This window comes from Paenibacillus sp. JMULE4 (assembly GCF_013337105.1).
GTDB classification, from domain to species: Bacteria; Bacillota; Bacilli; order Paenibacillales; family NBRC-103111; genus Paenibacillus_G; species Paenibacillus_G naphthalenovorans.
The window spans coordinates 126,839-139,121 of the sequence record NZ_SGWF01000012.1 but is presented as its reverse complement, the minus strand read 5'-3'; the positions used below and the strand labels follow the sequence as shown (position 1 = coordinate 139,121).

Here is a 12,283-nt window from a genome sequence, read left to right as displayed (position 1 = left end):
ACCACCATTATATTTTCTCGGAAGAAATAAGATGGGCAATCTCTTCAAGTTGCGTTTCCAGCGCTGGTAAATTCAAAAATTGCATAACAAATTCATCACCTAAATATTCTATGGCTTGCTCAATGATATCAAGAAGATGCAGGATATATCCCGTATCCCGATCAATTAAAGCGCTGTACTCGCATTCTTTAATTGATTTAATAAGCCGTTCTATTTCATTGTTTGCTTCTATTAATATAAAATACTGAGGTATAAACCATTCGCAGCCAAAGCAAGTTGATCTTCTCGGGTATGAGCATTTAGGGTGCGCAAGACATTGACCGCAATCTGATTTAGATGGCATTTTCCCCATATATACTTGAACGATAATCTTAATAAGGTCTTCCCTTGAAAGGCGATAAAGCATCTGCATAATCGTTTTTCTTCTGTGACGAACGGTATTAAAAAATTCGGCCCATCTTTCTGTTTGCCATAGCGATATGTCCTTTCTTAACAGTTCAATGGCTTGTGTCCGATCTTCTAATGTCTGTCTGCCATCGAATGACTGTGCAGCGGCCATAATCATATAATTGTAGAGCCATCCAAAATGTCCCCGCCTGCACAGATTATAGGATACCCTATTTATAGTACCATCTTTATTCGTTGCTTTGACATAAATTGCGCTTGTATTCTGGTCTGTATGGGATCGTACATGCTGGATGAGCTCAAGTGCCAGATCCGAGTCCTTATTATTCTCCTCCGTGATTCCGTAAAAAAGATATGTCATGGTGGATCGATTCATCATCAAGCTTCTGAATACCTTTAAATGAGGTCTTTCTTCAAAAAAACGTAAGTGAAATTTCTTTGGAACCGTACTAATTGTTCGACCTTCTTTGAAAGTTGATAACAGAATATGACTATTATTTTTATTCTTGGACATCCTTCTATGTAATTCAGATAAAACCATTGATGTTGCCATACATTCCAATAAATCCGGAGGGACGAAGAATGAAAGTAAGGCACCTGTTTTTCCAGTCACTTTGGATTTTGTTTTCAAATGTACTTGGTGTACAAGTATCTGGCATTGGCGAATAGTCAGCCTGTTTTTTTCAAACCAAGCAAAATCACCAATACCAAGACCATCCAATTCCAATGAGGGTAAATGGTTAACGATGTCAGAAGCTCTCCATACGTCGGAAAGATGCATGATGGTATAAAGCCACATGTTGGCATAATACGCACTATTGATGGCCCTTGGTAAATGATTTTGGATGTCCTGAACATACACATAAAATTCATGGTATATCTCTGGAGAGTAGATCTCTTTCCCATCATCAGATTTCGGTTTATTTGGGACAATGTAAAGGTCTTTTTCCGGCTTAATATCTTTATTGGCATAACAGTACCTCAGAAACTGTACAAAGAAGTCATTTGAACGCATCGGAGCATTGCTGGAATTTAAGATTGTTTGTAGCTCCTCACTAGATAGTTCGTAAATTTCCCTTCGGGACTGCAGAATTAAAGTTACAAAAGTTTTTGGTAATGAGTTTTCTGCCAAATCCTTTATTCGTTCCGGGCTACTGCTTTTACATGCAATAATTTTCTTGTGGCCAAAATCTAGAAATAATCTGACCGTTTCCTTAAGGTGTTGAGATGAAGAAGCAATTATCGCCTTGGTAAATTCTCGAATAGCTATATCTTTGGTATAAGCAGGTCGTTCTTGTCGCTTCTCGTATGCTTCTACGTCCTGTATCGGTATGAATGTTCCATATTTTTTGTATACAATCATATTAGGAAATTCATTGTTTTCGAGAAGTTTCTTCACTACTTTTCTCGTTTTCTTCAATCTTTTGGTCAGCTCAAGAACAGTCAGGGTATGCTTTGGTCTAATCCATGACTTCCCGCATTTCACAATATCATGGGTACTTATAAAAGCTTCCCATTCTTCGCGTGGTATTAAAATTCGAGAGCCCCCACCGGTTAACACCTTGGCTCCCGGGAAGAATGGATCACATAGGCTTTTAAGCCCCTTATCAGAAAAGGGGTATTCATTAACAATTTCTACACCAGTAATATAGCGAGGATCGCCTATATAAGTTAATTCTTTTGAAAATGTTATGACTTCTTCTTCCTCCAAGTAAATTTTATTCCCCCACTTCAGGACTTTCGTTAACTTGTTTGCACTGATCCAATAACTGACATTGTGGTGGTTTGTTTCTGGCCTAACTCTCTTAAAAATCTTTACCGTTTCTGGTAGGCTAATGTATCCGGTTAAATCTACATCCTTATAACCTGATCGTTCCCTTATCTTAGGGATAGAATCAATTTTGATGTAACATCTATGGCTTACAAAAATATAATCGTTATCCGTGATAACCCCGTTTTTTAACCACTTGCGAGCTCTAGAATATGAAATCGGAATTTGTTTACAAAATTCCATGAAAGGTAAATATTTCGAAGTATCAACGCTCATACCAGAACTCCTATTGTTTATTGGTATTATTTTTGTTCCGTTCAATCAACCGGGGGACATAATATTCATGCATATAAGCCAACTTAGCCTCGATTTTTTCCTCATTCTTTCAGTCTTAGACATGTATGCCAACGAGGATTCCAAGCTTTTATCCCCTCTTGGAAAGGCCACATCTAATGGACTTTCCGCATGTTCAGCGAGCATATTGGTAAATGTGCCTCGACCAATATGCGTTGACCAGCTTGTAGTGCTTAAATGATTCGCGAGGATTTTATCCTCAGACCCACCATACTGTCTTAAATATTGGATGAAAGTTCTTTTTAACTTATCGAAATACTGTCTATAGCTTCTACCGGTCATCGCACTCCCATTTTTGTTTACAAATAGCGCGCCGGAACCATCGTTAGGTTTATACATCTCCAAGTGATCCTGGAGTAATTGATCGAGCCAATCCTTAATTTGATAAATTCTTTGCGGTCGTGGCTTTTTAACATAGTTTGATCCCGATGAATCCTTGATGTTCGTTCTGAATGAATTGGTTTCAATCTTAATCAGAAGATCGCCGGTTGCCAACTTTCTTTGCAAACTCGCTCTTTTTAAATTAACAACTTCGCCGACCCTTAATCCTCCGAATAGTTGGAAATATAGGCCCAAAACAATTCTGGGTGTAACACAGATAGCTATTTCAAATAACAGGGGAATGTAAGCAAGCGGAAAAACATGCTCTACATTCGACGCTGAACGAGATGGATAGATAGCATCAAACGGGGACTCATAATAGAAAGTTCCGTGATAAGTCGGTTTCTTGGGAAAGTTAGACAATAATATATGGGGAGTGATATTGTTCTTAGCAAGCCAAACATAGAAATTGGTAAGAGTACGTTCAGCATCCTTCACTGTTCCAAGTTGTCTGCCTTCCTCCGTTAAATAATTTAAGAATCGTGTCCCGTGTGAAAGTTTTAAATCCATTAACGATTTGATATGAAAGGTTCTTTTATTCAAGAGAATATGGTTAAGAAACATGGTGACATTCTTGGCATGCTTCCTCTGAGTGTTATACGATTTCGATTTATATTGAGATAATATGTAGTCGGTTATAGGGTGTACAATATCCGCGTTTTTTTCCACATCACGAAGGCAGATGATCGCCATTTGCTTTTTAACTTGTTCGCCATTTTTTTTCGTAAACCAATCTATCCAAACAGTGTCCACCGCAAACTTAAATCTTTGGGTCTCTTCAATAGGCACTACATTTGTGTACATAAATTCGCTCACACCCAACAATATGATCTATAATAATTCCATCTTAATCCAAGAGAACAATATGTACAATCATTTAAAAGAAAAAAATCTATCAATCTCTCAAAATTCATTGATAGATCAATAGATTTCCTTGCTTTTTTAATATTATTTTGTACATCAACAATATGTGCATGTTTATGCCGATACATCTGTGGGATCGATCTGCTGCCAGAACAGCTCCAGTAACCGTTCGTAGGGAAAGAGCGTTGGATCGAATGTAATTTGGACAGCCTCATAGTGCCCCGTCGTATTCGAACATACTTCCTCATAGGTCGGGTACTCTACATGACCGCCTGTATAGCCCGACACGATCTTGACAATGCCCGGCTGTTCGTCAAACGGCTTGACCATACACCAGAAGCAGCCGCCTGCAAATGTCGCTAACTCCAGTTGGTTGTTTACACCAGTCATATGTTCTCATCTTCTTTCATCGTTAATGTGGTGCGGCTTCATCCAGCAGCTTCTCTACGATGACGGGAAGCATCCGGATGGTGTCGCTGTCGGCCCCGAAGGTTTGGCTGGCCGCGTAAGCACCCTCGATCCAAAGGGCCAGTGAATGGGCTAAAATCTCCGGATCGGGTGCATTCATCGCTTTTGTTAACTCCACGAGCTTCTGAATAACTGCCTTTTTGTGAGCAAAAACCAATTGGCGGGCGGGATGCTCAGGATCGGGAAATTCTGTGGCGATATGGCTGAAACAGCACCCGCGATAACCGATAACGGATGATTTATCGGCCAAATCCGTAAACAATTGAATGATTTGACGTCTTGGCTGATGAGGATGCTTCGCAAGGCTTGCTTCCCATTCCTCCCAAAACTGCTTGCTTTGCCTGTCCAAATAGGCCAGAATCAGTTCATTTTTGGAGGAAAATTGACGATAAAGGGTCATTTTATTCATGCCTGCCTGTTCCACAACAGAATCCACACTTACCGCACGGATGCCTTCTTTGTAGAACAGCTCACCGGCGGCCTGAAGGATATATTCCTGGGCTTGAGCGCTCGGCACTCGTTTTCTTTTTGAGAAGGCCGGTTTCGGCTTTTTTGCATTGAGGTTTGTCATTCAACATGTCTCCTGCGCCGCTGGGCTTTCCAAATATCCGAAACGGTTCAATGAGGCCACCATTTAGGATGTTACTGATCGGTAACAATGATAGTTGTATCATAAGTATTGAAGACTCATATGTCAAGCGGGTACAAGCCGAAATGACGGGCCAAGGCTCTGCGGTAATAAAGCCCCGCAGATTTTGCCAAGGCATGGAGAACTGCTGTTATAGGCCAAAAGTATCCTATTTGTTACTTCACTACTTAAAAGTGCGTACTTCCTTTTTTGAAAGAACGGACCTACAATAAAGCTGTCTTCAATAAAGACAAGGCATTATGGTTCCTGGCCGGGGCTGCAAATGAACAGATTCGCCATCTTATCTTGTTTTGGCTTACAAACCAAAAATTATATAGACATAAGGAGAGAAGCAGAAATGAAGTTACAATTAGCATTGGACCTGGTAGATATTCCTGGAGCAAAGCAGCTGGTAGCCGAAGTGCAGGAGCATATCGATATTGTAGAAATCGGTACGCCGGTTGTGATCAATGAAGGATTAAGAGCGGTAAAAGAAATCAAGGAAGCCTTCCCTTCCTTGACGGTATTGGCCGACCTGAAAATTATGGATGCAGCCGGATATGAAGTGATGAAAGCATCCGAGGCGGGCGCAGACATCATTACGGTGCTTGCGGCAGCTGAAGATATGAGCATCAAAGGCGCTGTAGAAGAGGCGAGAAAGCAAAAGAAACAAATCCTGGTCGACATGATCGGCATTAAAGACATCGAAGGACGCGCCAAAGAACTCGACGCTATGGGCGTAGACTACATTTGCGTACACACTGGGTACGATCTTCAGGCCGTCGGACAAAACTCCTTTGAAGACCTGAAGAAAATCAAGCGTGTGGTCAAAAACGCCAAAACGGCGATTGCAGGCGGCATCAAGCTGAGCACATTGCCGGAAGTGATCAAAGCGCAGCCGGATCTGGTTATTGTAGGCGGCGGGATTACCGGACAAGAAGATAAAAAAGCGGCAGCAGCCGAAATGCAAGCATTGATCAAACAGGCTTAATCGCCGGCTTCTGTTCAAGCGGATGGGTTACAGACTCCATACGCAAGGCTGAAACATGATCTTAGTCCTCGCTTACTATAGTGAGGACTTATTTTTCCGAAACAAGAAATGGCCCGGAAAGCTGTTTTTTACACGAAAATCAGAAAAAAGAAGGTGAAATCCATGGATGCCATGACCTTTGTGTTGTTTGGTTCGACCGGTGATTTGGCCAAAAGAAAATTATTCCCGGCGCTGTACAACCTGTTTCTGGAGCAAAAGCTGCCGCAAGCTTTTTCGGTCATTAACCTGGGACGCAAGCCGTTGTCGGATGAGGAATTTCAGGCCTATGTCGAACAATCGCTGCACACTTTTTCAAGGCGTAAGCCTGAAGACCGCTCCCAGGTAGAGCCATTTCTCCGGAACTTCCGTTATTTGGATATGGATGTGACGAAACCGGAGGGATACCGGAAACTGCTTAAGCGGATTGAAGAAAGAGAAAAGGAGCTCAACATTCCGGAGAACCGGATGTTCTATCTGTCGGTTGCGCCCGAATTTTTTGACGTGATCGCCTTGAATATCAAGGAGAGCGGCTTGGGGAGCGGCAGAGGCTGGAAACGTCTTATTATCGAGAAACCGTTCGGACATGATTTGCCGTCGGCCCGGAAGCTGAACGCCAAGCTGAATCAGGCTTTTGAGGAAGACGAAATTTATCGCATCGATCATTACCTCGGCAAGCCAATGGTTCAGAACCTGGAAACCCTAATTCCGGCGAATCCTGTTCTGAAGGCGCTTTGGAGCAATCAATACATTGCCAATATTCAGATTACCGCCAGCGAAACGGTGGGTGTAGAGGAGAGGGCCGGTTACTATGAAGGCGCCGGAGCGATCCGGGATATGTTTCAAAATCACATGCTGCAGCTGCTGATGATGACGGCTATGCATCTGCCGACTCCCGTCACGGAACAAAATGTCCGTAAGCAAAAGAGCAGCCTGTTGAAGTCTCTCCGGCCGATATGCAAAACGGAGGCGGCCCGGCACGTAGTGCGCGGTCAGTATGGAGCGGGGGAAATTCACGGTCAAGCCGTCCCTGCCTATCGGGATGAACCCGGAGTGGATGCCGCCTCGATGACCGATACATTTGTCGCCGCCCGGTTATGGATTGACGAATTTTTCTGGAAGGACGTCCCCATTTATATTCGGACGGGAAAACGCATGAAGGAAAAGTCTACACGGATCGTCCTTGAGTTCAAAGACAGATTAAAGGAACAGAACGCGGATGCAGACCGGATGCCTAACCTGTTGACAATTCAAATCAATCCGGATGAAAAAATTACGCTGCAGCTCAACGGCAGGAATCCATTGAAAAACGGACGGATGGAGCCGGTCACCTTGGATTTCTCGGTGCCGTCCGATCAGATGCCGGAAGCGTATGAACTGCTTTTATTCGATGCTTTGAAAGGCGATGCGACGTTTTTCGCCCACTGGGAAGAGGTCGAATTGGCATGGAAATGGGTTCAGCCCCTTGTCGAGGCCTTCGAAGAAAATCTCCTGCCGCTTCATGTTTATCCTGCCGGTTCGTTTGGTCCGGCCATGGCTGATGCTCTATTGGAAGAGCAGGGATTTCACTGGTGGCATGACGAAACACCGGAAGCCCGGGAGTTGTATAAGCTGGCTGCAATATAATTACGCGAATAGGGAAAGCTAAGACAGGAGGTAGGAATCGCATGAAAATCGGATTAGTCGGTTTAGGTAAAATGGGATTCAATTTGGGTCAAAATCTGATCGACCGCAAACATGAAGTCGTGGCGTTCGATTTGAATACAGATGCCGTAAAAAAGCTTCAAGCATATGGTGCTCAAGGTGCGGAAAGCCTGGAGCAGCTCGTTCATTCATTACAGCTGCCAAGGATCATCTGGATCATGGTTCCTCATGCCGTGGTGGACTCCGTACTGGATGAGCTTACACCGTTTTTGACCAAAGGCGATATTGTCATCGAGGCGGGAAATTCACACTATAAGGAATCCATCCGCCGATACAATCAGCTGAAGCAAGCCGGAATCTATTTTATGGATGCCGGGACTTCCGGAGGAATGGAAGGAGCCCGTCATGGGGCATGCTATATGGTTGGTGGCGACCCTGAAGCATGGCGCGTGGTGGAGCCGGTCTTCCGTGATACTGCAGTGGAAAACGGGTACCTGTATGCTGGCAAAGCCGGCAGCGGCCATTATCTGAAAATGGTCCATAACGGGATTGAATACGGAATGATGGCGGCCATCGGAGAAGGCTTCGAAGTCCTTGAGAAAAGCGGGTTCGACTTTGATTATGAGCAGGTGGCCAGAGTATGGAATCACGGGTCCGTGATCCGGTCATGGCTAATGGAATTGACCGAACGCGCATTTTCGAAGGATGCCAGGCTGGATGAGATTAAGGGTGTGATGCATTCCTCCGGAGAAGGGAAGTGGACGGTGGAGGAAGCCCTGGATCTTCAGACAGCCACGCCGGTCATTGCCATGTCTTTATTGATGCGCTACCGCTCCTTGGATCAAGATACCTTTACAGGCAAAGTGGTGGCTGCTTTAAGAAATGAGTTTGGCGGGCACGCCGTGGAAAAAAGCAAAGTCCCTGTACAGGCATAAATGAATGGATCATGGATGCCAATCTGAGAAAAAGTTGACCGGACCCTTGGGGGCCGGTCAACTTTTTTCAGTTGGATGAGCCGGAAGACCTGATGATATGCTCTGAATTTTGGATATCCTTGATTCTCTTTTTGCCCCATTCATACATCATTTCAATAATCGGCATCAGCGTCATCCCAAGCTCGGTCATCGAGTATTCTACTCTTGGAGGCACTTCAGGAAACACCTCGCGATGGACAATTCCGTCATCGATCAATTCCTTCAGCTGGCTCGTCAGCATTTTATGCGTAATTTTTGGGAAAAGTCTTTGAAGCTCGCTGAAGCGGTGAGCGCCCTCTCTTCCCAAATGCCAGAGGATGGTGATTTTCCACTTTCCGCTGATAATCGCCAAAGTTAATTCTTTTTCGCAATTGAAATCGCCGTTATTGATTTTATCTAAAATTTCTTTTCTTAGATCCGACATCGTATTCTCCTAATCTTTTAATAGTAACTTTTTTGTAACCAGCGCACAAAAAAGTGCATTCTTCTTTAATCTCTTCCCGCGATATAAAATGTACATTGTAGTTATTATGATAAAGGAGAGTGAAACAAATGTCCAAAAAAGTATTGATTTTAACTGGAGATGCTGTAGAAGCATTAGAAGTATACTATCCTTATTATCGCTGTTTGGAAGAGGGATACGAGGTGGTCATCGCTTCCCCTACAGATAAAAAAGTACTGGCTACGGTAGTTCACGATTTTGAAGACTGGCAAACCTTTACCGAGAAAAAAGGATACAATATTGAGGCTCACGCTTCATTCGAGAACATTAATCCGGAAGAATTCGATGCCTTGATCATTCCGGGCGGACGAGCTCCCGAGCATATTCGCCTTCATAAAGATTTTGCCCGGATCGCAAGCCACTTCTTCAAGCAGGATAAACCGATTATGATTCTGTGCCATGCCAGCCAGGCGTTATCCGTTATCGCCGATGAGATTAAAGGCCGCGAAATGACAGCCTACTTCGCTTGCCGTCCGGAAGTGGAAGCAGCGGGTGCAAAATATATCGAGACGCGTTTCCACGTTGACCGCAATCTGGTTTCCGGTCATGCCTGGAACGATCTTCCGCAGCTGATGAAGGAATTCATTAAGCAGGTTAATGCAGCGAACTAAGGGCAAAATAATATATTATAGCTGCCATGAAAATTAAAAAACAAAATGGTTAGAGGAGAGAAGAAAAATGAAATTACAATTAGCATTGGACCTGGTAGATATTCCTGGAGCAAAGCAGCTGGTAGCCGAAGTGCAGGAGCATATCGATATTGTAGAAATCGGTACGCCGGTTGTGATCAATGAAGGATTAAGAGCGGTAAAAGAAATCAAGGAAGCCTTCCCTTCCTTGACGGTATTGGCCGACCTGAAAATTATGGATGCAGCCGGATATGAAGTGATGAAAGCTTCCGAGGCGGGCGCAGACATCATTACGGTACTGGCGGCAGCTGAAGATATGAGCATCAAGGGTGCTGTAGAAGAGGCGAGAAAACAAAAGAAACAAATCCTGGTCGACATGATCGGCATTAAAGACATCGAAGGACGCGCCAAAGAACTCGACGCTATGGGCGTAGACTACATTTGCGTACACACAGGGTACGATCTTCAGGCCGTCGGACAAAACTCCTTTGAAGACCTGAAGAAAATCAAGCGTGTGGTCAAAAACGCCAAAACGGCGATTGCAGGCGGCATCAAGCTGAGCACATTGCCGGAAGTGATCAAAGCGCAGCCGGATCTGGTTATTGTAGGCGGCGGGATTACCGGACAAGAAGATAAAAAGGCGGCAGCAGCCGAAATGCAAAAATTGATCAAGCAAGGTGCATAAGCATTATGCAAACGACGCAGTATTTTGCCAAGATCATTCAAGAGTTGGAGCGTTCGGTAAACCTTATCGCCGATGAACAAGCGGAAAAGCTGTCGAAAGGAATCCTTGAATCCAGGAAAATTTTCGTGGCTGGAGCAGGCCGGTCCGGACTGATGATGAAGTCCTTCGCGATGCGGCTGATGCAAATGGGCTTTGAAGCTTATGTCGTTGGCGAAACCGTAACTCCCAACCTGGAAAAAGGGGACCTGTTCATCATCGGTTCCGGTTCGGGAGAGACGAAAAGCTTGGTGCCTATGGCTCAGAAAGCCAAAAGCCTGGAGGGAACCGTCGCGACGATCACGATTTCCCCGGATTCGACCATCGGGACTTTATCGGATATCATCGTGAAATTGCCGGGTTCGCCCAAAGACCGGTCGGACGGGGGCTACATCACCATCCAGCCGATGGGAGCTTTATTCGAGCAGACGCTGTTATTATTTTGCGATGCCGTCATATTGAAGCTGATGGAGAAGAAGGGATTGGACTCCGGAACCATGTTTGGCCGACATGCCAATCTGGAGTAGGCATTTTTTTTACTGGACTATATCGTAAATCCCATATTGAACTGTACCGGCGGTTTGGGGCCGGTACAGTTTTTTTCATATCCCCGGAAGCATGAAGGGGAAGGATAATGTGTCCGAGCACGGCCAACATGTGGTTATGGATAACGATTTGATGGAGCCGTTAATTATCCGTTAGATCCGTTGTGATTCTGCGAAGATTTTGCTGGATGACAGGGGTATCGATAACATCTTCATCCATCACGGTATTCACATTGTTGTGCATAATATTCATTCCCTTATGCCTGTCCCCCATGTTATTTTTTCGGTGGCGATCCAGCCGGGCTGATGTTCTCCCCTGCGGAGACGGTAGCATCCCGGTTTAAGGAATTGACGTTAAGCATATGGTCTGAATAACGATATGCCGAACAGGCAGCTCCAGCGGTAACTTCTCCTGTTTATAAGTTATGAAAAACCTGGCCAATGGCCAGGCTCTTATCCGGATCTGCACTTTCGTGCACAGCTGTACTGGTCGCACGATCCCCGGTTCACGCCTCAACGCCGGCTGCTGTGCTGAAATTCAGCCTAATGGCAGCCTCTGATGAGAAAGCGCCCTCTGCGCCGACTCCACAACCTTATAATGTCTAGCCTTTGTTACGCTGAACGCCTTGAGTGCTGCGGGTACCCCGGGCACCTCGGGTACGGTGGGTGCCTGAAGTGCCTTGGGTACGGCGGGAGTCTTGATAGCCAGGAGCGCCCTGGTAGCCAGGAGTGCCTTGGTAGCCGTAATAGACGTCCTGAGTGTTCTGTGGACCTTGGGAGCCCGGATTGGCCGGGTAACCGTAATATCCATCCTGATTGTTTCGCGTGCCTTGGTATCCTGGAATGCCCTGATAGCCGTAATAAACGTCCTGGTTGCTTTGCGGACCTTGGGAGCCGTGAAAGTCGCGTGTGCTCCTTCCTCCTTGAACCCCCTGCGTGCCGTGGGCACCCCGGGTACGATTGGAGTCTTGATAGCCTGGAGTACCCTGATAACCGTATTCGACGTCCTGTATACCTTGGGAGCCTTGGGAGTTATGAATGCCATGCGACTTTCGCTTACTTTTTTTGTAATTATGAGCCCCTTTGGTTTTTCGAATTACTCGAGTACCGTGAGCATCGCTTGTATTTCTACGCTTTTTGATTTTCTTTCTCTTGCCGCTTATGGAGCTTAGTTGGATTGCCCCTTTGCCTAATTTTCGATTTTTCATATTTATGCCTCCTTTATTTGATAGTGTAGGATATGAATCGGCTCATTGTTTTGATAGGGATATAGATTTAGTTTTTAAAAAAAAGAAGCTGCCTGAATCATCGGGACAGGAAACGAAGACCCGGGCCAACGCCGGTTAGTACTTGTGTGAAGAAGTCTCCAT

The 12,283-nt window shown here is 45.0% G+C and carries 11 protein-coding genes and 1 pseudogene; 6 read left to right on the top strand and 6 right to left on the bottom strand.

The features are described 5' to 3' along the window. Positions 1–7 precede the first annotated feature (7 nt). The 4 genes and pseudogenes from EXW96_RS10260 to EXW96_RS10245 form a co-directional block, all read right to left on the bottom strand. Positions 8–2,452 carry a hypothetical protein gene (locus EXW96_RS10260; RefSeq protein ID WP_074730198.1) on the bottom strand — a complete coding sequence of 815 codons (2,445 nt, stop codon included), beginning with the start codon at positions 2,450–2,452 and terminating at the stop codon, positions 8–10. Positions 2,453–2,497: 45 nt separating this feature from the next. After that, complete coding sequence (locus EXW96_RS10255) at positions 2,498–3,715, bottom strand: hypothetical protein (protein WP_254611336.1); 1,218 nt, start codon at positions 3,713–3,715, stop codon at positions 2,498–2,500. A gap of 186 nt (positions 3,716–3,901) precedes the next feature. Next, positions 3,902–4,165: pseudogene (gene msrA, locus EXW96_RS10250) on the bottom strand (peptide-methionine (S)-S-oxide reductase MsrA); the annotation flags it as partial. Positions 4,166–4,187: 22 nt separating this feature from the next. Next, positions 4,188–4,814 carry a TetR/AcrR family transcriptional regulator gene (locus EXW96_RS10245; RefSeq protein WP_174350513.1) on the bottom strand — a complete coding sequence of 209 codons (627 nt, stop codon included), beginning with the start codon at positions 4,812–4,814 and terminating at the stop codon, positions 4,188–4,190. Positions 4,815–5,229: 415 nt separating this feature from the next. On the opposite strand from EXW96_RS10245, the gene hxlA (EXW96_RS10240) reads away from it, so the two are divergent. The 3 genes from hxlA (EXW96_RS10240) to gnd all read left to right on the top strand — a co-directional run bounded on the left by hxlA (EXW96_RS10240) (position 5,230) and on the right by gnd (position 8,477). After that, complete coding sequence (gene hxlA / locus EXW96_RS10240) at positions 5,230–5,862, top strand: 3-hexulose-6-phosphate synthase (protein ID WP_062406658.1); 633 nt, start codon at positions 5,230–5,232, stop codon at positions 5,860–5,862. A gap of 162 nt (positions 5,863–6,024) precedes the next feature. Next, positions 6,025–7,524 (top strand): glucose-6-phosphate dehydrogenase, encoded by a 1,500-nt coding sequence (gene zwf / locus EXW96_RS10235; RefSeq protein WP_174350512.1) that lies wholly within the window; start codon positions 6,025–6,027, stop codon positions 7,522–7,524. A 41-nt stretch (positions 7,525–7,565) separates the two neighbouring features. Next, positions 7,566–8,477 carry a phosphogluconate dehydrogenase (NAD(+)-dependent, decarboxylating) gene (gnd, locus tag EXW96_RS10230; RefSeq protein WP_074727334.1) on the top strand — a complete coding sequence of 304 codons (912 nt, stop codon included), beginning with the start codon at positions 7,566–7,568 and terminating at the stop codon, positions 8,475–8,477. Positions 8,478–8,544: 67 nt separating this feature from the next. Here gnd and EXW96_RS10225 read toward each other — a convergent pair whose 3' ends face one another. Then, positions 8,545–8,940, bottom strand: a complete 396-nt coding sequence (locus EXW96_RS10225) for a winged helix-turn-helix transcriptional regulator (RefSeq protein ID WP_054820334.1) — start codon at positions 8,938–8,940, stop codon at positions 8,545–8,547. 128 nt (positions 8,941–9,068) lie between these two features. Here EXW96_RS10225 and EXW96_RS10220 point away from each other — a divergent pair, with 128 nt between their 5' ends. The 3 genes from EXW96_RS10220 to hxlB all read left to right on the top strand — a co-directional run bounded on the left by EXW96_RS10220 (position 9,069) and on the right by hxlB (position 10,895). Further along, positions 9,069–9,629 (top strand): DJ-1/PfpI family protein, encoded by a 561-nt coding sequence (locus EXW96_RS10220; protein WP_062406664.1) that lies wholly within the window; start codon positions 9,069–9,071, stop codon positions 9,627–9,629. A 67-nt stretch (positions 9,630–9,696) separates the two neighbouring features. Further along, entirely contained in the window at positions 9,697–10,332 is a 636-nt protein-coding gene (gene hxlA, locus EXW96_RS10215; protein WP_062406667.1) for a 3-hexulose-6-phosphate synthase, read from the top strand. A gap of 5 nt (positions 10,333–10,337) precedes the next feature. After that, positions 10,338–10,895: a 6-phospho-3-hexuloisomerase gene (gene hxlB / locus EXW96_RS10210; protein ID WP_054817166.1), complete on the top strand. Its 558-nt coding sequence runs from the start codon at positions 10,338–10,340 to the stop codon at positions 10,893–10,895. 620 nt (positions 10,896–11,515) lie between these two features. On the opposite strand, the gene EXW96_RS10205 is transcribed toward hxlB, so the two are convergent. Beyond that, positions 11,516–12,121: a hypothetical protein gene (locus tag EXW96_RS10205; protein ID WP_139170775.1), complete on the bottom strand. Its 606-nt coding sequence runs from the start codon at positions 12,119–12,121 to the stop codon at positions 11,516–11,518. Positions 12,122–12,283: the final 162 nt, after the last annotated feature.